General features: G+C 63.6%; 21 protein-coding genes. 12 read left to right on the forward strand and 9 right to left on the reverse strand.

The annotated features are described in order from the left end of the window. Window positions 1–13 precede the first annotated feature (13 nt). On the reverse strand, window positions 14–958 hold the full coding sequence (gene feaR, locus PCLY_RS21955; RefSeq protein WP_061242292.1) for a transcriptional regulator FeaR: 945 nt from the start codon (window positions 956–958) through the stop codon (window positions 14–16). A gap of 825 nt (window positions 959–1,783) precedes the next feature. On the opposite strand from feaR, the gene PCLY_RS21965 reads away from it, so the two are divergent. From PCLY_RS21965 to PCLY_RS21980, 4 genes are read left to right on the forward strand one after another with little or no spacing between them, the layout of a single operon-like run. Beyond that, window positions 1,784–2,803, forward strand: a complete 1,020-nt coding sequence (locus PCLY_RS21965; protein ID WP_061242297.1) for a TRAP transporter substrate-binding protein — start codon at window positions 1,784–1,786, stop codon at window positions 2,801–2,803. A gap of 4 nt (window positions 2,804–2,807) precedes the next feature. Next, window positions 2,808–3,338, forward strand: a complete 531-nt coding sequence (locus PCLY_RS21970) for a TRAP transporter small permease (RefSeq protein ID WP_061242299.1) — start codon at window positions 2,808–2,810, stop codon at window positions 3,336–3,338. Continuing rightward, a complete protein-coding gene (locus PCLY_RS21975) occupies window positions 3,335–4,657 on the forward strand; it encodes a TRAP transporter large permease (RefSeq protein WP_061242301.1) in 1,323 nt (440 codons plus the stop codon). Before PCLY_RS21970 ends, PCLY_RS21975 begins: the two co-directional genes overlap by 4 nt. Before the next feature lie 55 nt (window positions 4,658–4,712). Beyond that, window positions 4,713–5,903 carry a Bcr/CflA family multidrug efflux MFS transporter gene (locus PCLY_RS21980; RefSeq protein ID WP_061242303.1) on the forward strand — a complete coding sequence of 397 codons (1,191 nt, stop codon included), beginning with the start codon at window positions 4,713–4,715 and terminating at the stop codon, window positions 5,901–5,903. Window positions 5,904–6,306: 403 nt separating this feature from the next. Here the strand turns inward: PCLY_RS21980 and PCLY_RS21985 are convergent, their stop codons facing one another. Then, the gene (locus PCLY_RS21985; RefSeq protein ID WP_061242305.1) at window positions 6,307–8,445 is read right to left on the reverse strand and encodes a methyl-accepting chemotaxis protein; all 2,139 of its coding nucleotides are present in this window, start codon (window positions 8,443–8,445) and stop codon (window positions 6,307–6,309) included. Between the two features lie 375 nt (window positions 8,446–8,820). On the opposite strand from PCLY_RS21985, the gene pqqF reads away from it, so the two are divergent. From pqqF to nahK, 5 genes are all read left to right on the forward strand, one after another. Then, window positions 8,821–11,208, forward strand: coding sequence for a pyrroloquinoline quinone biosynthesis protein PqqF (gene pqqF, locus PCLY_RS21990; RefSeq protein WP_061242307.1), 2,388 nt, complete (start codon window positions 8,821–8,823; stop codon window positions 11,206–11,208). Window positions 11,209–11,537: 329 nt separating this feature from the next. Then, window positions 11,538–12,722 carry a porin gene (locus PCLY_RS21995; protein WP_061242309.1) on the forward strand — a complete coding sequence of 395 codons (1,185 nt, stop codon included), beginning with the start codon at window positions 11,538–11,540 and terminating at the stop codon, window positions 12,720–12,722. A 72-nt stretch (window positions 12,723–12,794) separates the two neighbouring features. Continuing rightward, window positions 12,795–13,187 carry a hypothetical protein gene (locus PCLY_RS22000; protein WP_061242311.1) on the forward strand — a complete coding sequence of 131 codons (393 nt, stop codon included), beginning with the start codon at window positions 12,795–12,797 and terminating at the stop codon, window positions 13,185–13,187. A gap of 268 nt (window positions 13,188–13,455) precedes the next feature. Beyond that, complete coding sequence (nosP, locus tag PCLY_RS22005; RefSeq protein ID WP_061242313.1) at window positions 13,456–14,619, forward strand: nitric oxide-sensing protein NosP; 1,164 nt, start codon at window positions 13,456–13,458, stop codon at window positions 14,617–14,619. Continuing rightward, complete coding sequence (nahK, locus tag PCLY_RS22010) at window positions 14,549–17,191, forward strand: hybrid sensor histidine kinase/response regulator NahK/ErcS' (RefSeq protein WP_197432224.1); 2,643 nt, start codon at window positions 14,549–14,551, stop codon at window positions 17,189–17,191. The genes nosP and nahK overlap by 71 nt, the downstream gene beginning before the upstream one ends. A gap of 177 nt (window positions 17,192–17,368) precedes the next feature. Here nahK and PCLY_RS22015 read toward each other — a convergent pair whose 3' ends face one another. From PCLY_RS22015 to PCLY_RS22045, 7 genes are all read right to left on the reverse strand, one after another. After that, a complete protein-coding gene (locus PCLY_RS22015) occupies window positions 17,369–17,788 on the reverse strand; it encodes a GNAT family acetyltransferase (RefSeq protein WP_061242318.1) in 420 nt (139 codons plus the stop codon). A gap of 54 nt (window positions 17,789–17,842) precedes the next feature. Further along, window positions 17,843–18,508 carry a response regulator transcription factor gene (locus tag PCLY_RS22020; protein ID WP_061242320.1) on the reverse strand — a complete coding sequence of 222 codons (666 nt, stop codon included), beginning with the start codon at window positions 18,506–18,508 and terminating at the stop codon, window positions 17,843–17,845. Window positions 18,509–18,531: 23 nt separating this feature from the next. Beyond that, on the reverse strand, window positions 18,532–19,107 hold the full coding sequence (locus tag PCLY_RS22025; RefSeq protein ID WP_061242322.1) for a PQQ-dependent catabolism-associated CXXCW motif protein: 576 nt from the start codon (window positions 19,105–19,107) through the stop codon (window positions 18,532–18,534). A 102-nt stretch (window positions 19,108–19,209) separates the two neighbouring features. After that, the gene (locus PCLY_RS22030) at window positions 19,210–20,001 is read right to left on the reverse strand and encodes an ABC transporter permease (protein WP_061242323.1); all 792 of its coding nucleotides are present in this window, start codon (window positions 19,999–20,001) and stop codon (window positions 19,210–19,212) included. After that, window positions 19,998–20,870 carry an ABC transporter ATP-binding protein gene (locus PCLY_RS22035; RefSeq protein WP_061242325.1) on the reverse strand — a complete coding sequence of 291 codons (873 nt, stop codon included), beginning with the start codon at window positions 20,868–20,870 and terminating at the stop codon, window positions 19,998–20,000. The genes PCLY_RS22030 and PCLY_RS22035 overlap by 4 nt, the downstream gene beginning before the upstream one ends. Then, complete coding sequence (locus PCLY_RS22040) at window positions 20,867–21,832, reverse strand: YVTN family beta-propeller repeat protein (RefSeq protein ID WP_061242326.1); 966 nt, start codon at window positions 21,830–21,832, stop codon at window positions 20,867–20,869. The genes PCLY_RS22035 and PCLY_RS22040 overlap by 4 nt, the downstream gene beginning before the upstream one ends. A gap of 199 nt (window positions 21,833–22,031) precedes the next feature. Beyond that, window positions 22,032–23,210, reverse strand: coding sequence for an ABC transporter substrate-binding protein (locus PCLY_RS22045; RefSeq protein WP_061242328.1), 1,179 nt, complete (start codon window positions 23,208–23,210; stop codon window positions 22,032–22,034). 246 nt (window positions 23,211–23,456) lie between these two features. Between PCLY_RS22045 and PCLY_RS22050 the strand changes: the two genes are divergently transcribed. The 3 genes from PCLY_RS22050 to PCLY_RS22060 are packed head-to-tail and all read left to right on the forward strand — an operon-like array spanning window position 23,457 to window position 25,807. Then, complete coding sequence (locus tag PCLY_RS22050) at window positions 23,457–23,894, forward strand: cupredoxin domain-containing protein (RefSeq protein WP_061242330.1); 438 nt, start codon at window positions 23,457–23,459, stop codon at window positions 23,892–23,894. Beyond that, window positions 23,895–25,160 (forward strand): HAMP domain-containing sensor histidine kinase, encoded by a 1,266-nt coding sequence (locus PCLY_RS22055; RefSeq protein WP_061242331.1) that lies wholly within the window; start codon window positions 23,895–23,897, stop codon window positions 25,158–25,160. Then, window positions 25,157–25,807, forward strand: a complete 651-nt coding sequence (locus PCLY_RS22060; protein WP_017363262.1) for a response regulator — start codon at window positions 25,157–25,159, stop codon at window positions 25,805–25,807. The genes PCLY_RS22055 and PCLY_RS22060 overlap by 4 nt, the downstream gene beginning before the upstream one ends. Window positions 25,808–25,840: the final 33 nt, after the last annotated feature.

The raw sequence follows: 25,840 nt of genomic DNA on the forward strand, positions 1-25,840 counted from the left end.
GGCTGGCCTTCCGCTACTGATCGATGGCCAGGGCGCGGTAGTCCTTGGGCGATTGCTCGAACTGTTTCTTGAACGCACGGCTGAAGTGCGCCGAGTCGGTGAAACCCCACTTGTAGGCAATGGCAGTAATCGATTCGCGACGTAGATTGGGGTTGGCTAGATCACTGGCGCTGCGCTGCAGGCGAGTTCGCTGGATGTAGCGGCATACGCTGTCGTTCTGTTCCTCGAAGAGTCGATAGAGCTGGCGCACGGATATCTGCAGGCGGCTGGCCAAGGCTACCGGCGTCAGGTTGGGGTGGCTCAGCGATTCGTCGATCAGCTGTCGTGCCTGCCGTCGCAGGCTGTTGCCAGCAATCGAGTCTGTGATTTCGGCCTGCTGTTCGCGCTGAGTCAGGGCAGGGCCGAGCAGACTGGTAAACGCACTCAGTATGGCTTCACCTTCGCAAGCATCGGCCTGGATGCCGGCTTCGCTGAGATATAGCTGGTCCACCAGCAGACGCAGCATGCGGCCGCTGGTGCAGCGAGGTGAAACCTTGCCGAAAAGCGAGCGATCATTACGGAGTGTGCGCAGGACATCTTCCCGCGGCAAATGCAGGGAAGCATGTTCGATCAATCCCTGTGGGGTGATTTCGCACGAGCCTACCGAGTCCATGAGCACTAGGTCGCCCGGTGCCAACTGCACGGTCCGGCCGTTCTGGGATATCTGTGAGCAGCCACTGCGCTGGCTTACCAGGAAGCAGTAACGGTCGTCATCGCGACCTGTCTTGGCCTTACGCGAGATCTGGCCGGCATTGGTCTTCAGGTGAGCCAGCGTCAGACCTGCGTGTTCCTTGGCATAGACGTCACCGATGAACAGGGTGCTGTTGAACGCCAGGCGGGTCTCGTAGTTGCCGCAAACGGATTGGATGGAGCGCTGCCAGTTTTCGAATGAGCTGTGCATTGCCTGCTGAGCGTGCATGGCGACCCCTTTATGCTTGTTAACATGTTACCGAATGACGCATTCGAATTTTTATTAACATGTTAAGCATGAACCGTGCCGTGTTCTTGCAAGTCATTCCTTGTTGCCGCAAAGCGCCATTGCGCAGGGCTGGAATCTGATACTCAAGCGGCCATTCGCCGACTCTCGGTGCGCTCTTTGTTACTGCTGCACACAACAGGTGCACTGTTGGCTGTGGCGCGTCAGGTCAAGTCCGCTGGCAAGTGTGGCCAAGCATTGCCGGCGTTTGCGCTCCCTAATAGCTCACACCGTTATGGAAGCTCTTCTGGTGCGCCGAGGACGTCTGCCAGGCCTGGCGTTCCGGCAATCTGGTACCCGCGCTGGTTGAGGTCGACCTGAGCGTTTATTTCAGGCGTCCGCTGGGCGGCGTCGATGATGGCTTCACTATCAAGGATTGTGGCCGCATTTCCGCCAAGGTTTCGGTCGGCGGTGAGTGGAGCCGAGACGCTGCTTCTGCTCGTCATGCCCTCGGTCTGACAGCGCTGGCAAGCAAGACCTGCCGCCTGCCCTTGGCTGCAGAGGGGTCGGTGGTTTCAATTTTTAATAATATCTTATCTATCAGGTTTCTCGCGGAAGAGCTGAGAGTGAGCCAATGATGAGAGATGTGAATTTTTTATATTCATGATTTTTAAAGAGTTATATGGTTTTCGAGAGGGGTTTTACGTAGGCATCAAAATGAGAAGGTTGACAGGGTTGGTTAAAAAGTTAATTTATTAATAAATAAGTATCCAGTGCGCGACAACTCCTCGCGCCGCCGACAACAACAAGATGGGAGCTCCACTCCTTATGAAGACCTACGCCCTGGCTGCACTCTGCGTGGCACTGAGCCTGCCTGTTCTGGCCCAGGCCGAAACGGTCACGCTGAAGGTCGCGCATTTCCTGCCGGCCAACTCCAACGCCCACGCCAACGTCATCAAGCCCTGGTGCGAACAGCTCAGCGCCGAGTCGGCCGGGCGCATCACCTGCCAGATCTATCCTTCCATGCAGTTGGGCGGCACGCCCGCCACGCTCGCCGACATGGCGCGCAACGGCGTGGCCGATATCGTCTGGACGGCGCCGGGCTATTCGGCTGGCAAATTCCCACGGGTGGAGGCGCTGGAGCTGCCGTTCGTCCTGCCCTATGGCGGACAGCGGGGCAATGCCATCATCTGGGACTACTTCGAGCAGTATGCCCAGGACGATTTCAAGGGATTCAAGGTGCTGGCGCTGTTCGGTGATGGCGGCATGGACGTGCATACGCGTGACAAGCCGATCAGGTCGCTCGAGGATTTCAAAGGGCTCAAGCTCAGAGCCTCCAGTCGCACTGCCGCCAAGACCCTGGAAAGCCTGGGAGCAAGCCCTGTGAGCATGCCGCCGGCGCAGATGACCGAGGCGATTGCCAAGGGAGTGGTCGACGGTGCCCTGGCGACCTGGGAGGTGGTGGCGCCAACCAAGCTCGACGAAGTGACGAACTACCACAGCCTGCTTGGCGAAGGGCAGCCGGCAATCGGTTACACGGTGCTGGGCATGTTGATGAACAAGCGCAAGTACGACAGCCTGCCCGCGGACCTAAAGGAAATCGTCGAGCGCAACAGCGGCAAGGTCCTGTCGGAGCGTTTCGGCAAAGCCTGGGACGAGGAGATCGCCAAGACTCAGAAGGCTGCGAAGGAGGGCAGTATCGTGGCCCTCGATGCAGGCACCTATGAGGCGATGCAGCGCGCTGCGGCACCGGTGGCCGAGCAGTGGATCGAAGAAGCGAACGGTCGTGGTCTGGATGCACAGGCGCTGGTAACCGGCTTGCGTCGTCTGGCTGCACAAAAGCGTTGATAGGATGAACGAGCCGCTGTCGTTCGACCCCGTGCCTATGCAGGCGCAAGGACCAACTCGCCGCGTGCTGAACGGGCTCACCCAGGGCTTTGCCCTGTCAGGCGGCTTGCTGTTGCTGGCGCTGATCGGCATGTCGCTGATTTCCATCGTCGGCCGCAAGCTGTTCGCTGCGCCGATTCGCGGCGACATGGAGCTCATGCAAGTCGGCGCCGCGGTGGCCATTGCTGCATTCCTGCCGATGTGCGAGCTGCGCGGCAATCACCTCAAGGCCGATGCCTTCACCCTGGCGGCTCCCGAGGCGGTAAAACGTTGCCTCGATGCTCTGGCTCATCTGCTCTGTGTTGGGGTTGCCGTCATCCTGGCCTGGCGCACCAGCTTGCAGATGCTAGATAGCCGCGAGTACGGCGATGTCACCACCTTGCTGTCCATTCCGTTATGGATTCCGTTGCTGCTGATCGTTCCGAGCCTGGTGCTTTTGGCGCTGTGCGCATTGCAGCGGGTTGCCGACATCGTCTTGCCTGGAGCCAAAGCATGAGTGGTCTGAGTCTCGGCCTATGTGCCTTGGGGGTTACCCTCACGCTGCTGGTGTTGCGGGTGCATATCGGTATCACCATGCTGGTTGGCGGTGCGCTGTGTTACTGGGCGGTCAATGCCGGTGATCTGAACGCCTTGCTGTTCACCCTCAACAACCTGGTCTACTCGAGGCTTTCCAACTACGACCTGGCGGTGATTCCGCTGTTCGTGCTGATGGGCCAGTTCGCCACCCATGGTGGCCTGTCGCGTACGATCTTCCAGTGTGCTGCCGCTTTTGTCGGTCACCTGCGCGGCGGCCTCGGCATTTCCGCCATCGGTGCTTGCGCCGGTTTCGGGGCCATCTGCGGATCCTCCCTGGCCACCTCGGCCACCATGAGTCAGGTGGCTCTGCCGGAGCTGCGTCGCCATCACTATTCGGGGCGTCTGGCCACGGCTACCGTCGCGGCCGGTGGGACTCTGGGCATTCTGATTCCGCCTTCGGTGCCGTTGATCATCTACGCCGTGTTGACCCAGGAATCCATCGCCAAGTTGTTCGTCGCTGCGGTAATTCCCGGTTTGCTGGCAATGCTCGGCTACATGCTGGTACTGCGTCTGCTGGTTAGCCGCGATGGGGCTGCAGACGAGGGTGTAGCCAAGGCCAGTGCAAGCGAGCGGGTGAGGGCGCTGATCAAGGTTATACCGGTGCTGGTGGTGTTTCTGGTGGTGATCGTCGGTATCTACGGCGGTTGGGCCAATCCTACCGAGGCGGCCTCGATCGGGGCGGCTGCCTGCGGCATTCTTGCGGTGCTGCAAGGCGGCATGCGCTGGCTGGGTGTGCGTGCCAGTCTGCTGGGCACCGCCGAGACCACAGCGATGATCTTCTTCGTACTGCTTGGCGCCGATCTGCTGAACTCTGGCCTGGCCTTGACCCAGATGCCCACCGAGCTTGCCAGCTGGGTGATGAATGCCGGCTTCGAGCCGATGCTGGTGCTGCTGGCGATTCTGCTGCTGTATCTGGTGCTGGGTTGCGTGATGGATTCGCTGGCGATGATTCTGCTGACTATCCCCATCTTCTACCCGCTGATACTCGGTCTGGATTTCTATGGCCTGGATGCGACGGCGAAATCCATCTGGTTCGGCATCCTGGCGTTGATGGTGGTGGAGATCGGTCTGATTACGCCGCCACTGGGGATGAACCTGTTCATTGTTCAAAAGGCGGCAGGGGATGTGTCCTTTGCCGAGACTGCACGAGGCGTGTTGCCTTTCCTCGTCTCCGATCTGTTGCGCATCGCTCTGTTGCTGCTCTTCCCGGGGATGTGTCTCTGGCTGCTCGGTCTGTAACCCTGCGCAGACGACCAGCGCGCGGGTTGGCCGTCTCAATCACGAGTGATCATGCATGTCCGCAGTCGCCAATCCGCAGCGTCTGATCGTTCTTCTCGCTGCTCTGACGGCCTTTGGCCCGCTCTCCATCGATCTGTATCTGCCCAGCTTGCCCCTGATCGCGGCGGATCTGCGAGCCGCAGAGGCCAGCGTACAACTTACTATCAGCGTATTTCTCGCGGGGCTGTGCTTGGGCATGCTGCTCTATGGGCCGCTTTCGGATCGCTTTGGCAGGCGTCCGCTGTTGCTCTTCGGTATTAGCCTCTATGTGGCAGCCAGCCTGGGTTGTGCGCTGGCAAGCAGTGCCGAGTCTCTGCTGCTGTGGCGCTTCCTGCAAGCACTGGGCGGCGCGGCAGCTTCTGTGCTGGCCAGGGCGGTCGTGCGTGATCTGTTTCCCCTGAATGCAGCGGCCAGGGTGTTCTCGCTCATGCACTTGGTGACCATGCTCGCCACGCTGTTGGCGCCGTTGGTAGGCAGCTACCTGATGCTGCTGGCGGGGTGGCGTTCGTTGTTCCTGCTGTTATTGGCGATCGCCGGGCTCTGCCTAACTCTGGTGGTTTCCTACTTGCCGGAAAGTCATCCGCCAGAGCGGCGAGGAGCTTCGCTGGGCCAGGTCTTTCGCGCTTACGGGCACATGCTCCGTGCACCTGTGGCGTTGGGGCTCATCCTGTGTATGGGCCTGTCTTTCGCCGGCATGTTCGCCTTCATCACTGCGTCACCCTTTGTTTATATCCAGTATTTCGGTGTTTCACCGCAGCACTATGGTGGTTTGTTCGCACTGAACATCGCCGGGGTGATCGTCGCCACCCTGCTCAATGCACGGCTGGTTCCTCGATTTGGGACGAGGCAGATGCTCAAGGCGGGAGTAGCCGTCGCGGCTTTATCCGGGATCGCCCTTGCTCTTGTGGGAACTTCGAGCCTGGGCTGCCTGCCTGCCGTGGTGATCTGCGTCCTGCTCTATGTCTGCGTGACCGGTCTGATTGGCGCCAACTGCCTGGCCAGCCTGCTGGCACACTTTCCCCATCAAGCTGGAGCCGCCGCCGGTCTGGCGGTATCGCTGCAATTTGGCCTCGGTATGCTGTCCAGCGCGTTGGCTGGCGTGTTTCACGACGGCACGGCTGCTCCCATGAGCATACTCATCGGCATTTCAGGGATCGGGTGTTCGGTGGCTTACAAGGTTGCGAGGAGATATGGCTTACAACATTAAATAGGGGACGCTAGACCGCTAGGTGGTAAAAAAGTGGTACGAACCGCTGGATTATTCTGCCCAAGGCCTCTAAATCAGTGGCCTGGGTGATTTAGGTCGTCCAATCCATCATCGGGGCGACGGAGAAGCGGCGGGAAAGGGGCGCGGGTGTGGGCGACTTCGAAGACATACGCAGATTGCTTGTTCAGGGATGAAGGAGTGGCCAGGGTAAATGGCCGAGCCCGCTCGCTGGCAGCGGGCGGGCGATTCTAGCAAGTCGGGGCGATCTTCTCTCGAAAAACGGACAGCCGAGCGGATGAATGCCTGCTGCAGCGGTGAGCTATTCGGGTCGGCAGCACACAGCCAATGTCCTTGGCGCATGCGTCACAGAGGCTGCGGGCCTTTGGTGCGCTGCCGTATCGCCTTACACCTTGAACTGATCCATCAGTTTCATCTGGTGGTTGGCCAGATTGTTGAGCTGGCTACTGATTTTCGCCGACTCGGTCGCCTGTTCGGTCAGGGTTTCGGTGACGCTGCGGATGGCCGCGACGTTGCGATTGACCTCTTCGGCCACGGCGCTCTGCTCTTCGGCGGCGCTGGCGATCTGCAGGTTCATGTCGCTGATCACCGACACCGCTTCGCTGATCCGGCCCAGGGCCTGGGCAGCGCGCTGGATTTGCTCGACGTTGGTTTGCGCATGCTGCTGGCTGGCGTGCATGGTGGTGACCACACCACGGGTCGCGCCCTGGATGCGTTCGATGACCTGACGGATTTCCTCGACCGAATTCTGGGTGCGTTTGGCCAGGTTGCGCACTTCGTCAGCCACCACCGCGAAGCCACGTCCGCTGTCGCCGGCCCGGGCGGCCTCGATGGCGGCATTGAGCGCCAGCAGGTTGGTCTGCTCGGCAATGCTGCGGATCACTTCCAGCACCGAGCCGATCTGTTCGCTGTTGACGGCCAGGGCCTCGACCTCGCTCACTGCCTTGCTCACTTCATCGGCCAGCAGGCGGATGTCCTGGCTGCTGCGTTCGATGAGACTCCTGCTCTGCTGGGCTGATTCGTCGGCGCCCCGGGCTGCTTCGGCGGCATTGGAGGCGCTGCTGGCGACCTCCTGGGCAGTGGCACTCATCTCGTTGGAGGCGGTGGCCACCTGATCGACTTCGCGGAACTGGATCTGCATGCCGTCGCTGGTCTGGCTGGCGATGTGCGAGGACTGGTCGGCCGTGCTGCGCGCCTCGGTGATGCTCTGCTTGATCTGGGCGATGGTCGGCTGCAGTTTGTCGAGGAAGCGGTTGAACCAGCTCGCTAGCTCGCCCAGTTCGTCGCGTTTGTTGTAGCGCAGGCGCTGGGTCAGGTCGCCTTCGCCGCTGGCGATGTCTTTGAGCATGTGGGCCACTTCGTTGATCGGGCGGGTGACGCCGGATGCAGTCAGCCAGATGAGTACCAGGCCCACCAGGCAGGCCACCAGTGCCACTGCCAGGGCCTTGACGGTGCCGCTGGTCTGGGCCTGGTCGAGCAGGTTCTGCAGCTTCACCGCGTCGGCCAGCAGCACCTTCTCTGGCAGGCCTATCGATACGCCCCAGGGCTTGGCATTGGCGATGGGACTGACAGGGTAGACGGCATAGATGAAATCGCCCTGGCTGAGGATGCTGTGGCTGCCGTTACCCACTGCCGCGAGGATCTTGCGGCCTTCGTCACCCTGGGTTTCGCTGATGTTCTTGCCGATCTGGCTGTCGTCGGTGCTGTAGGCGGCGAGGGTGCCGCTGGGGGAGACGATCAGCACACGACCGGCGTTGTCGAACAGGCCGCGCTGGGCTTCGCCTGCTGCCGCTTGCAGGGCGGCGAGCTCGAGGTCGACGCCCATGGTGGCGATCACCTTGTCGCCGTCCATCAGCGGAATCGACAGCGTGGTCATCAGTACGTGCTGGCCTTCCAGGGTGTCGGCATAGGGCTCGAGCAGGCAGGCGCTCTTGCGCTCACGAGGGCAGGTGTACCAGCTGTTGTAGGGCGTGCCACTGATGCTCAGCTCGGTTTTATTGAGGTCGCCCTCGGTGATCATGATGTTCATGGGCTGTGGCGTGCTGCGCGTCCAGGCACTGGAGAAACGGCCGGTTTCGTTGGAGCCATGGGCGCTGTCGTCGACGAATTCGGCATCGCGGCCATCCAGCACGTTGGGTTCGAATACCAGCCAGATGCCCAGTACCTTGGTGTTGCGCTCGAAGGCGGTTTTGATGCTCTGGTTGATCGCTTCACGCAGTGCGGCTGTCGGCATTGCGGTTTTTTCAGCCAGGACCCGCAGGTCGTTCACCTGGTCGGCGAGGCTGGTGACCAGCAGCAGGCTGTCGCCGAAGGTGCGCTGCAGGCTAACCGCCTGTTCGGATGCGCGGGCTTCCAGCAGCTGCTCGACGCCATCGGTCAGCATTTGGCGGCTGGACGCGCCAGTAAGCTGGTTGTTCTGGCTGCTCTGGTAGAGGTTCATGCCTACGATCAAGGCCGTCACACCGAGCAGGGAAAGACCCGAGAGCAGGACGATTTTCAGCCGAATGGACATGGCATTGAACATGGCGACGTCTCTTGAGGTGAGCAGCACTTCAATGAAGGCAGCGGATGCTGAAAGGATTTGGATGGGTCTTTTTGTTGTATCGGCCCGTCACGTGCTTTCGTGAGCGAGGGCGGCGCATCCTGCCTGCAGGTCCATCTTTGCACGTCCTGACATAGACACTAGTCGAGTGCCGCCATAGCGCCAGCGCAGAGCAGCCTGGGCTGCGAATCGAATCGCTCGGCGGTGGTCAACGCGTTGAATTGGCCGCGCCGGGTAACCGCTGAAAACAGAGCAGGCCATTTCGCCACCAAGTGGCTAGCGTCTTGCTACGAAAGAAGGATGGCGGCCGACGGGCTATGATCGGGAACCTGTATGGGAGTTTCTCGAGCCATCTCAATGCCTGCTTACGCTCCAACTCCGCACCGTCGGCTGCTGGCCAGTGGCGCTGTCCTGCATGTCGTCCAGCAACCCTGGGCACGACAGGCGGGCGCTTGCTTGCGGGTGGCGGCCGGCAGTCATGACGAGCCGCCGGCCTATCCGGGCCTGGCGCACTTTCTCGAGCATCTGCTGTTTCTCGGTAGCCGCGATTACCCCACTGACGAGGGTTTGATGGCCTTCGTCCAGCGCCATGGCGGGCTGGTCAATGCCTCGACTCAGGCACGGCATACCGATTTCGTCTTTGAGCTGCCGGCCGAACATCTGTCGGCAGCGCTGACGCGTCTGCTGGACATGCTGAGCCGCCCGCTGCTGGAGATCGACGCGCAGGTGCGCGAGCGCGAGGTGCTGCACGCCGAATACCAGGCGCGTAGCCAGGATGCCGACGGCCGTATCGATCATGCCCTGGGCCAGGCGCTCGCTGCCGGGCATCGCTGCAGTGAGTTTTTGGCTGGCGACCGCAGCACGCTGGTCGTGGAATCTGCGGCGTTTCAGCGGGCATTGCACGATTATCACCAGCGCCACTATCAGGCTCGGCATATGTGCCTGACCCTGGTGGGACCACAACCGGCAGAACAGTTGCTGGATATCGCAGAAGCGCTGCTTGCGGTTTTGCCAGCGGGCGATGGCCAGGCCGATTCAACGCCACCACAGGACCTGTTGCCGCTACGGGCGCCGCAGTTGTATCTGCAGCACAACCGCCCCGAGGTGTACCTGGGTGTGGCCGTGCAACTGGATACTCGCGACCTGAATGCTCCCTTGGAGCTGTTGCTGGACGCCCTGCAGGATCCTGCGCCCGGAGGTTTGCTGGCCGGTTTGCGTGAGCTTGAGCTGTGCCGGCAGTTGCAGACGCGGGTGCTGTATCGGTACGAGGGGCAATGCCTGCTGCGCCTGGACTTTCCTGACGCCACGGCAGAGCAGGGCGCGGCGTTGCGCGCGGCCGTGCAGCATTGGGCCGCGTGCCTGCACGGCCATGCGGATTGTTCGCAGCGCCTGCAGCACCATCAGCAGGCGGCAATACTCAGGCAGCTCGGGCTCAGCCCGTTGGCGGCGGCCAGGGAGCTGCAATCGCCTGCTCAGAACGACGGCCACACCTTGCGCGACCTCGATGCGCTGCTGGCTTGCCTGGCTCGCGGTGAGGGGTTGATCGAGTTGCAGTGCGGCGAACAGGCGCGGCCCCTGTGGCCGGCAATCGGGCTGGATCTGCCATTGCAGGCCTTGCCGATGCAAGCGTCAGCGCCAATCTCGAAGCGCCAGTGGCGGCTGTCCAGCGCTGAGCCATTGCTGGCCGGCGCTGCCGTGGCATCGGCCGCTCTGCCATTGGCTGCGCTGCGACACCATCCGGGGCAAGCCGAAGGAGGGCCGGCCGCCCTTTACTGGCGTGGCCCCTGGTCTGGTGCGGGCGATGTGGCCGCCATCGAAGCGGCTTTGCTGGCACGCAGTGCCGATCTGCGCTGGCGCGGTGAGCGGCTTGGCATCGCCTGCCAGCTGAACGTGCAAGCTTCCGGCTGGACGCTCTCGTTACGCGGGCCAGCGCCGCTGTTGCCGGCCTTTAGCGGCTTGCTGGTACCGTTGCTGTTGGTGGCTGTCGCTGAACCGGCCGAGCCCGCTTCCCAGGGCGTGCTGCTGCGGGCGTTGCTGCAGCGTCTGCCGCAGCTGTGCGAGCTGCCCGCAGCGTCGCGGCTGGAAGGGCTGAGCGTTGGCCTGGGGGCGAGCGAACAGGCGCAACTGGCCGAGCTGTGCACGGCGGTCGAGCCACTTGCAGAGTTGCCGCCAACACCATGTATCGACACCGGCATCGACTGGCATCAGGTCGCGCAGCCAGGCGCGGATGCGGCCTTGCTGCTGTTCTGTCCGCTACCGGCTGTCGACGCCCATACCGATGCCGCTTGGCAGTTGCTCGGGCAGATCGTGCAGGGGCGCTTCTACCAGCGCCTGCGGGGTGAGCTACAACTCGGCTACGCCTTGTTCGCCGGATTTCGCCAGGTGCAGGGCAGCAGAGGCCTGCTGTTCGCCCTGCAGTCGCCGGTGTGCGATGCGGCCGCTATCTTCGCTCATATACGTGCCTTTCTGGACGAGCAACGTCAGCAGCTCGAAGCGCTGGACGACGCGGCCGTGTCGCGTTATCGCGATGCCCTGCTGCCGCTACTGAACCCGGCCCAGGCCAATTGGCCGCGCGCCGAGCAGCTATGGCAGCTGCATCTGGCAGGCGCGCCCGAGGCGCACCTGCAACAGGTGCAGCAGGCGTTGGCGGCCTTGACCGTCAGCGATCTGCTGCGGGCGCATGCGCAATTGCTGCTCGCTCGTGACTGGCGCGTATTGGCCAGCGCAGCGCCGTCGGCCGCCTAGGCCGCGTAGTTTCCCACACCCCGATTCATCTCCATGAACCCGGCCCCGAACGGCCTGGCGTTCTGCCCTGTACGTCTGCCTGCATCTGTTGTTCAGCACTCCTGCGCGACGCGTAATTACGCCTCTACGCCCTAGGGCTGGCCCGGTACTAATACCTTTCTCCCACTACCGGTAGCAGGCCGGTCGCGAGCCCGCAGAAGTGGGCCGGTAGCGCCTAGCCAAAGCAGCAGCGAATCGCTGCCAAGGCAGCGTATGGCCCGGCTGACACGCTTTCGATAATCGCCTCCGACACGACTGCCCTGGCGGTCGCCACTCAAGCGGAGAGCGTTATGCACAACAACAAGATCGCCATCACTCGATTTCTGCCCCTGACCCTGGCTACAGCCGTCGCTCTGGCGACCGCGCAGCAGGCCGCCGCCGAGATCGTCCTGTACGACAAGGACGACACCACTTTCTCCACCGACGGCTACATCAACGCCTTCTACGTCAACAGCGACGTGGACCGTGATGGCGAGAAGTTCGACCGCCGCCAGTCGCGGGTGAAGATGGGCTTTCTGCCCAACTGGATCGGCTTCAACTTCGGCAAGCAGATCGACGATCTCAAACTGACCGGTCGCTCCTCGTTCTGGGTCACCATCAACGACAGCGAAACCAACGGCACCGACACCGCCATCGACGTGCGTCAGTTCTACGGCACCGTTTCCAGCCCGGAATGGGGCGAGGTGCTGGTGGGCAAGGACTTCGGCCTGTTCTCGCGCTCCAACATCTTCCTCGACGAGTTGCTGGCCGGTTACGGCAACGTGTCCGACACCCTGGGCCTGGTGGACGGCACCGGCGTGTCCTTCGGCAACATCGGTACCGGCTACCCGTACCCGTTCCCGACCTCGCAGATCACCTACCGCAACAACAACCTGGCCGAGGGCCTGCGCGTGGCGGTCGGCATCATGGACCCGGTCGACACCAACGACGACAGCGCCACCGGCAAGGCCTATCAGGAAAACCCGCGCTTCGAATCGGAAGTCAGCTACCAGTTCGAGGTGGGCGGCTCGACCATCTACACCTGGGTCAACGGTGCCTACCAGACCTCGGAAAACACCGACGATACGGTCGACAAGGTCACCTCCAAGGGCCTCGGTTATGGCGTGCAGGCCAAGTTCGGCGGCCTGTCGCTGACCGGCTCGGGCTTCCAGGCCAAGGGCATCAACCCGTTCTTCACCAACAACCTGGGCGAGCCGACCCTGCGTGACATCGACAGCGACGGCTACCTGCTGCAGGGCTCCTACTCCTGGGGCAAGAACCGCGTGGCGCTGTCCTACGGCAAGACCGAGGACGATGGCAACGGTCTGGGCGTGGCGGCGGATTACGAGACCCGTGGCATCGCCTACTTCCGCACCATCAACGACAACCTCAAGCTGGTCGCCGAATACAACCAGTACCAGATCGATGCCGCCGCCGGCAGCGGTCTGAACGAGGACACCGACACCTTCGCCGTGGGTGCCGTACTCAACTGGTAAGCCACGCGGCTTGTCGACGACGGGAGGCCCAAGGGTCTCCCGTTCTTTTTAGGGACTGAAAGGAAGAATCCAATGATCGGACTCTGGAGCGAATCGGCGCAAACCTACCTGCTGGTACTGGCGATCAGCACCACGCTGGTCTTCGCGCTGCCGATTTTCCTCGTACCGCTGACCTGGGCACGCCTGATGCGCTGGCGCATTCCCCAGGAAATCGATCTGGCGGTGTACTTCGGGCGCTGCCTGGGCGCCTTCATCCTGATTGTCGAGGCGCTGATGCTACGGGCGGCGCTGACCGGCGAAGCGCTGCACACCACCTTCGAGGTGCTGGCCGCCGTGGCCCTGCTGATGGTGGTGGTGCACGTGCATGGTGCGATCAGGCGCATCCAGCCGTGGACGGAAACCCTGGAGATCGGCTTCTACGTCGGGATGTTGGTATTGACCCTGATGTTCTGGCCGGCTCTGTAAGAACGCTGGTGCGCACGGCACACCCTACTAAAGCTTGGCGGTGTCCCGGCCAGGGTGCGCCATGCGCACCAGCGATCCCGGCATGTGATAACAAACGGAGTAGCCCGGATGAAATCCGGGAACGTAACCCCCGATTGCCCTTGCCGCCCGGCGTACTGCTTCGCAAGTACGTCCTACGGATCGACTACCCAGTACTCAAGTAGCATGGGTCGGGCAGCGCCGGCTTCGTAGAATTTCCCCATGACCAGCAGGTGTATTGGGGCGTGATATGGCCTTGCAACAGTCGGAAGGCGTGCTCAGCGCCGTATCCAGCACGAAGGACGTGGAACTGGCCGCCCAGGAACTGGCACGCCAGCTGATTCATCCCTATCTCGGTTTCGTGCTGTTCTTCTGCTCGGCCGAGTATGACCTCGACGGGCTCGGCCAGGCGCTGGAGGCCCACTTCGGCGGGGTGAGCCTGGTCGGCTGTACCAGCGCTGGTGAGATCACGCCGCAGGGTTATGACCGTGGTTGCGTGGTGGCGCTGGGCTTCGACCTGCGCTGCTTCTCCATCGCCAGCGTGCTGATCGACGAGATGGAGCGCTTCAATCTGCTCGATGCGCAGCATCTGGTCGATGGCCTGGTCAAGGACTGCCGCAGCAACGAGCTGGCCTCGATCAAGGGCCACAGCTTCGCCTTGACCCTGCTCGATGGCCTGTCCAGCCGTGAAGAATTGGTGCTCGGCGCGCTCAGTGCGGCATTGGGCAGCATCCCGCACTTCGGCGGCTCGGCCGGCGACGACAACCACCTGACTCACACCCACGTCTACCACGGCGGGCGCTTTCACAGCGGCGCGGCCGTGGTGGTGCTGTTCAACACCTGGCTGGAGTTCGAGGTGTTCAGCACCCACCACATTCAACCGCGTGTGGAAAAGCTGGTGGTGACCCGTGCCGATAGCGCCACGCGCCGGGTGTACGAGCTCAATGCCGCGCCGGCCGCGCAGGAATATGCCGAGCTGATCGGTGTGCCGGTCGAGGCCCTGGATCTGCGGGCGTTCGCCGCCTATCCGCTGGCGGTGCGGATCAGCGATCACTACTATGTGCGCTCGATTCAGCAGGTGCATGACGACCTCAGCCTGACCTTCTACTGCGCGGTGGAGAACGGCATCGTCCTCACCGCGATGCAGCCTGGCCCCTTGTTGCCCAATCTGCAGCAGCTGTTCGCCGGTCTGGAGCAGCGTCTCGGGCCGCTGCTGCTGACCATCGGCTGCGACTGCTTCCTGCGTCGCCTGGAGATCGAAAACGATGGCGGCGTCGAGTCGGTCGCCACACTGCTGCGCGAGCAGCGGGTGATCGGCTTCAACACCTACGGAGAGCAGTTCAATGGCATGCACATCAACCAGACCTTCACCGGTGTCGCCATTGGCCGACCTGTTGGGCGTGGCGAACGCTGACTTGCAAGCCCGCTTCACGGCGCTGGAGCAGGAGAACGCCAAGCTCAAACGCATCAACGCCGCGCTGATCGAGCGGGTCGAGTCGATCCACTCCCGGGGCGATGATGCCTACGCGGCCTTCCAGCATTCGGTGGTGCTCTCCGAGCAGGTGCGTGAACGCACCGACGCGCTGAACCAGGCGATGGCCGAGCTGAAATCCAGCAACCAGCTGCTCAGCGATGCGCGGTTGCGTGCCGAGACCGCGCACCAGCACCTGATCGATGCCATCGAGAGCATCTCAGACGCCTTCGTGCTGTTCGACGATCGCCAGCGCATCGTGTTGTTCAACAGCCGTTTCAAGGCCCTGTGGGCACGCAGCCGCGCGCGCATCGGCACCGGCACGCGGCTGGAGGAAATTCGCCGCCTGAGTCGCAGCACCGGCCTGGTGGTGGAGGCGCAGCTGGGCAAGGAGGGCGAGCCGAGCCTGTTCCGTCTGCAGGACGGGCGCTGGGTGCAGGTCAGCGAGCGGCCGACCCGTGAGGGCGGCTTGGTAATCCTCTACACCGACATTACCGAGGTGAAGCAGAGCGAGGCGCTGCGCCGTGAGCAGGCACTGGCGCAGAAGTCGCGCCTGCTGCAGCGTGCGGTCGACAATCTGTCGCAGGGCATGGCCATGGTCAATGCCGAGGGCGCGCTGGAGCTGTGGAACCACCGCTTTCTCGAACTCTGCGGCCTGGCGCCGATCAACGCCCATCGCCCGTTCGCCGAGGTGATGGCGGAAAGCGAGCTGGAACCGCTGACCCCGGACAGCCGCGATGTCGGCGGCAAACCACTGCGCCAGGTGGAAGTGCGCCTGTTCGACGGGCGCATGCTCGAGGTGCGCACCCATCCGCTGCCGACGGGCGGCTTCGTCAACACCTTCACCGACATCACCGAGCGCCATCGCCAGGCCCAGGCGCTAAGCGACAGCGAGCGCTGGATCCGCCTGATCACCGACCACGTGCCGGCGCTGATCGCCTACCTGTCGGCCGATCTGGTCTATGAGTTCACCAACAAGGTCTACGAGGAATGGTACTGCTGGCCGCGCGGCGCCATGCTCGGCCAGAGCCTGCGCGAAGTGCACAGCGAAGAGCATTGCCAGCGCCTGGAACCCTACGTCGAACTGGCGCTGTCCGGCGAGAGCGTGACCTTCGAATTCGCCGAAACCAACCACAACGGCCAGGAGCGCTACATGCTGCGTTCCTACGTGCCCAATCGCCAGGCCAGTGGCGAGGTGGTCGGCATCTTCGTGCTGATCCGCGATATCACCGAGCGGCGGCGTACCGCCGAGGCGCTGCATCAGGCTTACCAGCATCTGGAGCAGCGTGTGCGTGAACGCACCACCGAGCTGACCACGGTGAACGACCAACTGCGTCGCGAGATCGACGAGCGTACGCAGATGGAGGCGCGCCTGCGTGAAGCCAAGGGCGAGGCCGAGCAGGCCAACCTGTCCAAGACCAAGTTCCTCGCCGCCGTCAGCCATGACCTGCTGCAGCCGCTCAATGCCGCCCGGCTGTTCACCAGCGCCCTGCTGGAGAAGCGCGACCTTTCCGGCTGTGCGCCGCTGGTGCGCAACGTCAGCAACTCGCTGGAGGACGTCGAAAGCCTGCTGGGTACGCTGGTGGACATTTCCAAGCTCGATGCCGGGGTGATCAAGCCGGATATTGCGCCGTTCGCCGTCAGCGAGCTGCTGGAGAACCTGGCTGCCGAGTATCACCAGATCGCCCGCAGCGAAGGCCTGCGCCTGGATTATCTGCCCAGCTCGGCCCTGGTGCGCAGCGACGTGCAGCTGCTGGCGCGGATCCTGCGCAATTTCCTCAGCAACGCCATTCGCTACACCGCCAGCGGGCGCATCCTGCTGGGCTGTCGGCGGCGTGGCAACAGCCTGTCCATCGAAGTCTGGGACACCGGTATCGGCATCGCCGAGGACAAGCTGGTGGAGGTATTTCAGGAGTTCAAGCGCGGCGACAACGTGCAGCGCAAGCAGGATCGCGGCCTGGGCCTGGGCCTGGCGATCGTCGACAAGATCGCGCGCATGCTCGGCCACCGCATCCGCGTGGCGTCGCAGCAGGGCAGGGGCTCGATGTTCGCCGTCGAGGTACCGCTGACCCGTCGCGCGCCGCGCGTGCGTGCCGTGCAGGAGTGCCCGGATCAGTTACTCGAGCGCCTCAGCGGTGCGCGGGTGTGGGTGCTGGATAACGATGCGGCGATCTGCGCTGGCATGCGCACGCTGCTCGAAGGCTGGGGTTGCCGGGTGGTCACCGCACTTTCCGAGGAAGACCTGGCGCGCCAGGTGGACAACTACCACGCCGAGGCCGACCTGCTGATCGCCGATTACCACCTCGACGACGGGCGCAATGGCCTCGACGCCGTGGCGCAGATCAACGCCCGGCGCAGCGCGCCGCTACCGGCGCTGATGATCACCGCCAACTACAGCAACGAACTCAAGCAGCAGATGCGCGAGCTGGGCCACAGCCTGCTGCACAAACCGGTGCGACCGATGAAGCTGAAGACGGCGATGAGTCATTTGATGGAGCGTGGTGCGGGGGCTTGAAGCCCGGTGCGCACGGCGCACCCTACGATGTACCCGCGTGATACCTACTGCGCAGGCGACCTCGATCCCGTAGGGTGCGCTGCGCGCACCGAAGCTGGCCCGTAGCCCGGATGCAATCCGGGAAGGATCATAGCGTTCTGCCCCGGATTGCATCCGGGCTACGATACGGGCACATCATCAATCATCTGCGATCAGGCGTTTGCCCAGACTGACCGAGGCGTCGACCTTGTAGCCCAGCCGCTCGTAGAAGGCCAATGCTGCCGCGTTGCTGTCGCGCACCTGCAGGCTGAGTTTTGGGCAGCCCATGGCCAGCAACTGTTCTTCGATGTATGCCATCAGCTGACGGGCCAGGCCCTGCTGGCGTTGCTGCGGGCACACCGCGAGGTAGTTGACCCAGCCGCGATGCCCCTCGTAGCCGGCCATGGCCGAGGCCACCAGCTTGCCGTCGATCTCACCCACCAGAAACAGCTCGGGCTGCACCTGCAGCTTGCGCTGGATGTCCTTGTATGGATCGTTCCAGGGGCGGGTCAGGTCGCAGCGTTGCCAGAGGTCGACGATGGCAGCTTGGTCGGAGAGCTGGAAGGGGCGGATGTGCATGATGGGCTCCAATCGGTGAGCCCACCGTTTTAGCACAGGCCGATGAACTGGACGCTAGCGGCGCAGGTAGGAGGCGAAGTCAATATCGCCGGCGGAGAGAATCGCCTGCACCCGGTTATGCACGCCGAGTTTGCGCAGAATGGCAGACACGTGGGCTTTGACGGTGGTTTCGGCGATATCCAGGCTGTAGGCGATCTGCTTGTTCGACTCGCCCTTGGTCATGCGTTCGAGCACCAGCAGTTGCTTGCGCGTCAGCGCCTGCAGCAGCTCCGGGGCGAAGCTGTGGTTGTCGTGGTGCTGGCGTGAGTTGCCGCTCTTCTGCGAACGGATGATGTCCGGCGGCAGGTAGACGTTGCCGTCGAGAATCTGCGCGATGGCGTCGGTCATCTGCGCCCGTGGCGATGACTTGGTGATGAAACCCACCGCGCCATAGGTGATGGCCTGCAGCACGATCTGCTTGTCCTGCTCGGCCGAGACGATCACCACCGGAATGGTCGGCGCCTCGTTGCGCAGGTTCATCAGCCCGCCCAGGCCGTGCATGCCGGGCATGTTCAGGTCGAGCAGGATCAGGTCCAGGTCGTCATGGCTCTGGGTCAGCTCCAGGGCGCTGTCCAGGTCGGCGGTTTCCATGATCTCGCTGCCGGGAAAACCGTCGGCGATGACGTTGTGGATGGCTTCACGAAACAGCGGATGGTCGTCGGCAATCAGAATCTTGTACATGGCCTTGCACCTCGTTGTTGTGATTATGGTGTGGCGGTGGGCATGAGGAAAGCAGCAGGCAGTTCGGCAGGTTGGGCGGGTACCAGCGGCAGGCCAGCCTGTTCCCAGGCATCGATGCCGTCGCGGTACCAGTAGAGCTGACGATAGCCCATGGCATGGGCGCGGCGTGCGGCGTTCCAGCTCAGCCAGCAGTCGGAGCGGCAGTAGAACACGAAGGGTTGGCGCACGTCGCCACCGCTCTGTTGGTGCAGGTAATGGGTGAAATAGCGCTGCCATTGCGGGGCCAGGTTGCCGTCACCGGCATTGGCCAGCCACAGGCTGCCGGGCAGGTTGGCGTGGGGGCTGTCCTCGACGAAACGGTCCTGTACGAAGGGGCGGCGGTAAACGTCGATCAGGCGGGTATCCGGGCGCTCGGCAAGGAGTTTCTGCAGGGCGGGGGTATCGACGATCTGTACGCCTTCCAGGCTGGCTGGCGTGGGGCTGCGGTACTGGCTGCTGCGATAGCCGTCGGCATCGAACAGGTCATCGGCACGCACGATGCAGACCAGCAGCAGGGAGGCGAGCATCAGGCCCGCTTGCACGGGCAGACGGTACTTCATGGCGAGGTCTCTACTTATTGTTGTGCCGGTATTACAGGCCATGGTCGCAGACTTGGGAATTCTACGATGGAGAGGAAAACCAGTACCAAAGTAGTAGAAAGCTCATCCCGCCTTGCGCAGCGCCGCGTGTTGCGGGTTGAACGTGACCACGGCCAGCAGCGTCAGCAGGATGGTCAGGCCGGCGCAGATCAGCAGCGCCTCGAGGTGCAGGCGCAGGTACAGGGCGTTGCGCACCAGCTCCACGGCGTGGGTGAAGGGATTGGCCGCGCACAGCCAGTACAGCCATTCGCTGGACTCGCGCATCTTCCACAGCGGGTACAGCGCCGACGACAGGAAGAACATCGGGAAGATGACGAAATTCATCACTCCGGCGAAGTTCTCCAGCTGGCGAATGCCGTTGGACAAAAGCAGCCCCAGCGCGCTGAGCAGTAGCGCCACCAGCAGCAGCGCCGGCAGTGCGGCGAGCAGGCCCCAGGCCGGTGGTTGCACGCCATAGACCCAGGCGATGGCGAGGAAAGCATAGACCTGCAGCAGCGAGATCAGCGCCGTGGCCAACAGCTTGGCCACCAGCAGGAAGGCGCGCGGCAGCGGGCTGGTGAGCAGCACGCGCATGCTGCCCATCTCGCGGTCGTAGACCATCGACAGCGAGCCCTGCATGCCGTTGAACAGCAGGATCATGCAGGCCAGGCCCGGCACGATGTAGGTGTCGTAGGTGATGTAGGTGTCGTACGGCTCGATGATGGCGATGCCCAGCGCGGCGCGAAAACCGGCGGCGAACACCAGGAGCCACAGCAGCGGCCGCACCAGAGCACTGAGAAAGCGTGAGCGCTGCAGCACGAAGCGCAGCCATTCACGCAGGACGATGCCGCGCAGGCATTCCCAGTAGGCGGTCATGGGTGTGGCTCCGTTGTGGAATCTGTGGGATGCGCCGGGCGGCGTTCCGCTTTAGCCTCGAGCGCTTCGATATCGTGGATATCGCGGCTGAAGCCGCTCCTACGGGCCTGGGGATCCAGGTTCGGCCGCAGCGCCTCGCGCACATGGCCACGGCCCAGTGCTTCGTCACCGGTCAAGCGGGCGAAGCTGACGGCCAGGTCGTCGCCGAGCTGGCCAGCCTTGCCCCAGGCCACGCGCTCGCCGCGATGGAGGATCAGCAGGTCGTCGCTGGACTCGATCTCGTCGAGCAGGTGGGTCGTCCACAGCACGCACAGGCCCTGTTCGCGGCACAGGTTGCGCACGTGTCGGCCCAGCGCCAGGCGGCTGGCCGGGTCGAGCCCGGCACTGGCCTCGTCGAGCAGCAGCAGGCGCGGTTGATGGAGCAGTGCGCGGGCGATCTCCACGCGGCGCCGGTGCCCACCGTTTAGCGTGCGCACCCTGTCGTGGCGACGCTCGGCCAGATCCTGGCGCAGCAGCTCCTCGTCGATGCGCGCCTGCGCCTGGCGGCGCGGCATGCCGTGCAGCGCGGCGTGGTAGGCGAGGTTCTGCTGCACCGACAGGTCGAGATCCAGCGTGCTCTGCTGGAACACCACACCGAGCTGGCGCAGCGCCTGGCGCGGCTGCTCGCGCAGGCTGTGGCCGAAGATGCGGATGTCGCCCTGCTGCAGGTCATACAGGCGGGTGAGCAGGGCGATCAGGGTGGATTTGCCGGCGCCGTTGGGGCCGAGCAGGGCGCCAAAGCGCCCCGGCGCCAGCTCGAAGGCCAGATCATTCAAGGCCTGGCGCGCGCCATAGGCGAAACTGACGCCGCTCACCTCCAGGGCGCTCATGGCGTCACCACCACGCCCCAGGGGTAGCGGCCGACCTTGATCGACTTGGTCACCTTGAGGCTGTCGACGTCGATCACTGACACGTCGCCGCTGACGCCGTTGGTGGTCAGCAGGCGCTTCTGATCCGGGGTGAATGCCAGGTGCCAGACGCGCCGGCCCACCAGCAGGTAGTCGAGAATCTCGTAGGTCCTGGCGTCCACCACGGCTACATGGTTGGCCGGGCCGAGGGCGATGAAGGCGTACTTGCCGTCGTCGCTCAGCCTGACGCCCACTGGCTGCACCTTGTCCGGGTGTACGCCCTTGATGGCGAACTTGAGCACCTTGAGCACCTGCCGCGAGTCCACGTCCAGCACCGTTACCGTGCCGCCGATCTCAGCCGAGGCCCACAGGCGCTTGCCGTCCTTGTCGAACTCGACGTGACGCGGACGCTGGTCGACCAGGGTGTTGTCGACCAGTTGCTGGGTGCTGGTGTCGATCCAGTGCAGCATGTTGGTGGTTTCGCTGGTGTTGACGGCCCACTTGCCGTCCGGGCTCACCGCCATGCCTTCGGGCTCCACGCCCACGTCGATCTGCGCCAATACCTCGTCGCTCTGGGTGTCGACCACCGTGACCAGCGCATCGTCCTCGTTGGAGATGTACAGCCAGCGGTCGTTGGGGTGCAGGGCGAACTGCTCGGGGTCGGCGCCGGAGGGCAGCTCCTTGATGATCTTGCGCGTGGCCAGGTCCATTACCTGCACGCGATCCGAGTCGCTGGCGCAGATGTACAAGAGCTTGTTGTCGGAGGACAGCAGCAGCCCGCGTGGGCGCATGCCGACGTCGAGGGTGGCGGTGACTTCCAGGCTGTCGAGGTCGATGACGCTGATGCTGTCATCCTTCTCGTTGGTCACGTAGGCAGTGGCGGCCAGGGCCGAGTGGCAGGCCAGGCCGAAGGCGACAGCGCAGGCGAGACGGGTCAGGCGCATGGAGGATTCCTCTTGTTGTTATCGGGGCGACGGCCTTGGCCTGTGCGCTTGCTCCCCTCTCCCATTTATGGGAGAGGGGTCGGGGGAGAGGGCTGAAATCCCCCTCTCCCTAACCCTCTCCCCGGAGGGGCGAGGGGACAGAATTTCTTTGCCTGCGGCCATCACCTTCCGCAGGACAATCGTGCTGAATGTTGGGCCGCTAAGGCATACCCGCCAGATCACAGCTCACTTCCGGCTGGTCGTAGCCGAGGCTGTCCATCTCGTTGCTGGGGTGGAGGAAGCCGTCCTGCGGCGAGGTGCTGACTAGCGCGCGCGGGTGCACCAGCTCGATGGGCTGGCGCAATTCGCCGTTCCACGGGCGGAAACTCAGCTTGCGGCCCTTGAAACCATCCAGCGGCAGGTCGGCGGACAGCGCCAGAGCGCGAATGGCCTGCGGCTCGGCGCTGCGCAGCTTGGTCACGGCAGCGGCGATGCTGCGTACGGCCATCCACGCGGCGAAGTCGCGGTCGTTCATCCAGCGCCCGGCCAACTCCTCGAAGCGCTTCTGCAACTGCGCGGCGCCGAAGGTTTCCACCGTCTTGTGCCAGGCAGTCGGGGTCAGGCCCTGGGTGCCCGCCACCGGGCGCGGCAGCCAGGTGTTGTAGGGCAGGTATTCGCCAAAGTCGCCACGCTCATCGGCCACCAGCACCACGTCGTACTCGCTGGCCTGGGTGAACAGCGGCATCTCCGCCTGGGCGCTGCGGCGCTGGTCGTTGTCGAAGCTCCAGGGCTTCTCGGCGACGATCTTGTGGCCGAAGCGTTTGGCGGCGCGCTTGAGTGCGTCGGCGTAGGCGATGTCGTCTTCGGTGCTACCAGTCACCAGCAGCCAGCGCGTCCATTTGCGCACGGCGAGAAACTGCGCCAGGGCGTCGGCCAGCATGGCGCGGCTGGGTAGGGTGTGCAGCACGTTGCCCAGGCATTGCGCGCGGCGCAGGCCATCGTCGGCGCTGCCGGCATTGAGCAGCAGGCTGTCTGGCAGACGCTCGCTGAGCAGGCGCAGGGTGGCGGCCGGGGCGTTGACCACGAACAGGCGAATGCCGGCCTGGTGCTGCTGCTCGGCGGCGGCGAGCAGTGCCTCAGCCTGATCGCTCTCGGCGCTTTGCAGTTCGAACTGCTGCTTGAGGAAACGTCCGGTGCTGTTGCTGTCGATGATCGCCAGCTCGGCGCCACGGCGGCCGGCGTCGCTGGGCTCGGGGATGACGTTGGACAGTAGCGGCCCGCGCGGCGGCTGGTGCGCCAGATAGCCGATGCGCACCTGCAGCTCGTCCGCACTGGCGCCTGCCACCACGCCGAGCGCGGCAGCGATGCAGAACAACAGGCGACAACTGATCCGGCGCATGGGGCGACTCCTGCAGAGGGTGTCGCCAGCATAGAAAGCACCATCGGCTTGGGAAATATGCCCAAGGTAGCGCCGGACACGTACGAAGGTCGTAGTTCGCCTGGTCGCAAAGGCTGGGGTTATGCCGCGCCGCGCCAGGAAATCTGCCCAAAGTACCAACCCGTCAGTACCAAGGTAGTAACCCGGTGCCGGGCTTTACTTCCTAGCATGGCAGGCAATCTCCAATAACAAGAACCGGTGAACGCCATGCGTATTTTCAAAGCCCTGCTGTTGCCGCTATTGCTGATCATCAGCCTGCTCGGCGTCGATCAGTTGCACGCCGCCGGCGACATGACCCGCCGCCCGGTGGCACTGCCTGATCTGGTGCTGGGCAGCGACGACAGTGACTACTTCATGTCGCACAACGAATACCAGCTGGAAACCGGCCAGGCCTACCAGCTCAAGATCATTTCCAACGGCCAGAAGGAATACGCCTTCCAGGCGCCGGAGTTCGCCACTTCCATCTACTTGCGCAAGGTCGAGGCCGGTGGCGTGGAGGTCAAGGCCGTCACCCTCACCGAACTGGAGTTCGAGGACGCCGGCGAGGCGGAAATCTTTTTCCTGCCGGTCAAACCGGGCAAGTTCCGCTTCTACGCCAAGGGCCTGGAAGGCAAGGGCATGCTCGGTCATTTCGTGGTCAAGTAGATGACTGCTCTGGGTCGCATCAACCTGGTGGTCAGTCTGCTGTTCGTGCTGGTGACCCTGGCCGGGTTGGCGCTGCTGTTGCGTCAGGCCAGCCACGATGTGCAGCGCGAGCTGCAGGCCGCCGAGGCGGTGGTCGAGTACCTTGGCGAGGTGGCGCGCAGCAATCCTGGCAGCCTGCGCCCGGAGCTGACCGAGAACCTGCGACATATCCGTGTGAGCTGGCTGCGCCCCGGCGAGCAGCCCAAAGCGCAGAGCGCGAGCGCTATTGAGCATTGGATCGCCGAGCGCCTGCTGGGCTCTTCGTCGCTGGTGAGTGATGCCTGGCCGCTCGACGACGGCCGCGTGCTGCGCATCGCCCTCGATCCCTATGACGAGATCGAGGAAATCCAGGACTCGCTGCTGCAACTGTTGCTGCTCAGCGCCTTCGCCCTAATCCTCAGCCTGCTGACCATCCGCTTCGCCGTGCACCGTGCGCGCCGTGTGCTGGACGAATTGCTCGCCGGCCTGCGCAAGGTCGGTGCCGGCCATTTCGATACTCGTCTGCGTGACCACGGCCTGAGCGAGGCCAGACACCTGGCGGCGCATTTCAACGCCATGGCCACCACCTTGCAGCAGGTGCAGGCGGACAACGCCGAACTGACCCAATCCCTGCTGGAGCTGCAGGAGCGTGAGCGCACGCGCCTTGGCCAGACCCTGCATGACGACCTCGGCCAGTACCTCAGCGGCATTCGCGCCCAGGCCTGCCTGCTCAAGGTGATCGCTGATAGGCCGCAACAGGTGCAAGACACCGCGCGCCTGCTCGACGACAACTGCGAGCGCCTGCAGCAGGGCTTTCGCAGCCTGATCCGTGATCTCTACCCGGTGGTGCTGGAGCGTCTGGAACTCGGCCCGGCGCTGCAGCAACTGGCCGCCGACTGGCAGCAGGCACAAGGTATTCGCTGCCACCTGCAACTGGGCGAACAACTGCCGAGCCTGCCGTTGGCGAGCAAGGCCCATCTCTATCGCCTGGTGCAGGAGGCATTGACCAACGTCGCCCGCCATGCCGATGCCAGTGAAGTGCGCATTCGCCTGCAACGCCGTGGCCAGGGCCTGCGCCTGCTGGTGCGCGACAACGGCCAGGGCACAGCACTGCCGCTGCGCCCCGGCATCGGCCTGCGCTCGATGCGCGAACGCAGCCGCAGCCTGGGCGGCGAACTGCGCCTGCACAGTCGACCGCAAGCCGGTTGGGCGTTGTGCCTGAACATACCTTTGGAGGCAATGCGATGAAGGTTCTACTGGTAGACGACCACGCCGTGGTGCGCCAGGGTTACGCCAGCCTGTTGCGCGCCCTGTTGCCGGACGTGCAACTGCGCGAAGCCTGCGACGGCGAACAGGCCCTGCAGCGGGTGCAGGAAGAGATCCCCAACCTGGTGATCATGGACATCGGGCTGCCCGGTATCAGTGGCCTGGAAACCACTCGCCGCCTGCGCCAGCGCCTGCCGCAACTGCGCGTGCTGTTCTTCAGCATGCACGACGAACTGCCCCTGGTGCGCCAGGCACTGGATGCTGGCGCCATCGGCTACCTGACCAAGAACTCCTCACCAGAAGTGCTGGTGGAAGCGGTCAAACGTACCGCCGCTGGCCACGCCTATATCGAACAGCAACTGGCCACCCAGCTTGCTTGCAACCCCGCAAGCAGCGACGGCCTCGACCCACGCCTGCGCGAACTGACCCAGCGCGAGTTCGAAATCTTCGTCATGCTCGCCCGCGGCCTGCCGCCCCGGCAGATCGCCGAGAAGCTGTGCATCAGCGCCAAGACCCTGTCCAACTACCAGACCCTGGTAAAGAACAAATTGCAGATCGCCTCGCAGGCGGAGCTGGTGCATCTGGCGATTGATAGTGGGGTGGTCAGGGTGGGGTTGGAGAGTGCCTGAGGGGTAATGGTGGGCTGCAATGGTTCGTTGCTG

This window comes from Ectopseudomonas composti (genome assembly GCF_001567565.1).
In the GTDB taxonomy this organism is placed as follows: Bacteria; Pseudomonadota; Gammaproteobacteria; order Pseudomonadales; family Pseudomonadaceae; genus Aquipseudomonas; species Aquipseudomonas composti_A.

Excerpts from the sequence above, each read along its gene's own strand:
- PCLY_RS21985 (WP_061242305.1), bottom strand. The coding sequence starts at position 8,445 with ATGTTCAATGCCATGTCCATTCGGCTGAAAATCGTCCTGCTCTCGGGT.
- nahK (WP_197432224.1), top strand. The coding sequence starts at position 14,549 with ATGGCATGCACATCAACCAGACCTTCACCGGTGTCGCCATTGGCCGAC.
- PCLY_RS22030 (WP_061242323.1), bottom strand. The coding sequence starts at position 20,001 with ATGACCGCCTACTGGGAATGCCTGCGCGGCATCGTCCTGCGTGAATGG.
- PCLY_RS21980 (WP_061242303.1), top strand. The coding sequence starts at position 4,713 with ATGTCCGCAGTCGCCAATCCGCAGCGTCTGATCGTTCTTCTCGCTGCT.
- PCLY_RS22060 (WP_017363262.1), top strand. The coding sequence starts at position 25,157 with ATGAAGGTTCTACTGGTAGACGACCACGCCGTGGTGCGCCAGGGTTAC.
- PCLY_RS22025 (WP_061242322.1), bottom strand. The coding sequence starts at position 19,107 with ATGAAGTACCGTCTGCCCGTGCAAGCGGGCCTGATGCTCGCCTCCCTG.
- PCLY_RS22045 (WP_061242328.1), bottom strand. The coding sequence starts at position 23,210 with ATGCGCCGGATCAGTTGTCGCCTGTTGTTCTGCATCGCTGCCGCGCTC.
- PCLY_RS22035 (WP_061242325.1), bottom strand. The coding sequence starts at position 20,870 with ATGAGCGCCCTGGAGGTGAGCGGCGTCAGTTTCGCCTATGGCGCGCGC.
- PCLY_RS21995 (WP_061242309.1), top strand. The coding sequence starts at position 11,538 with ATGCACAACAACAAGATCGCCATCACTCGATTTCTGCCCCTGACCCTG.
- PCLY_RS22050 (WP_061242330.1), top strand. The coding sequence starts at position 23,457 with ATGCGTATTTTCAAAGCCCTGCTGTTGCCGCTATTGCTGATCATCAGC.
- PCLY_RS22000 (WP_061242311.1), top strand. The coding sequence starts at position 12,795 with ATGATCGGACTCTGGAGCGAATCGGCGCAAACCTACCTGCTGGTACTG.
- PCLY_RS21975 (WP_061242301.1), top strand. The coding sequence starts at position 3,335 with ATGAGTGGTCTGAGTCTCGGCCTATGTGCCTTGGGGGTTACCCTCACG.
- PCLY_RS21965 (WP_061242297.1), top strand. The coding sequence starts at position 1,784 with ATGAAGACCTACGCCCTGGCTGCACTCTGCGTGGCACTGAGCCTGCCT.
- PCLY_RS22040 (WP_061242326.1), bottom strand. The coding sequence starts at position 21,832 with ATGCGCCTGACCCGTCTCGCCTGCGCTGTCGCCTTCGGCCTGGCCTGC.
- pqqF (WP_061242307.1), top strand. The coding sequence starts at position 8,821 with ATGCCTGCTTACGCTCCAACTCCGCACCGTCGGCTGCTGGCCAGTGGC.
- PCLY_RS21970 (WP_061242299.1), top strand. The coding sequence starts at position 2,808 with ATGAACGAGCCGCTGTCGTTCGACCCCGTGCCTATGCAGGCGCAAGGA.
- PCLY_RS22055 (WP_061242331.1), top strand. The coding sequence starts at position 23,895 with ATGACTGCTCTGGGTCGCATCAACCTGGTGGTCAGTCTGCTGTTCGTG.
- feaR (WP_061242292.1), bottom strand. The coding sequence starts at position 958 with ATGCACGCTCAGCAGGCAATGCACAGCTCATTCGAAAACTGGCAGCGC.
- PCLY_RS22015 (WP_061242318.1), bottom strand. The coding sequence starts at position 17,788 with ATGCACATCCGCCCCTTCCAGCTCTCCGACCAAGCTGCCATCGTCGAC.
- PCLY_RS22020 (WP_061242320.1), bottom strand. The coding sequence starts at position 18,508 with ATGTACAAGATTCTGATTGCCGACGACCATCCGCTGTTTCGTGAAGCC.
- nosP (WP_061242313.1), top strand. The coding sequence starts at position 13,456 with ATGGCCTTGCAACAGTCGGAAGGCGTGCTCAGCGCCGTATCCAGCACG.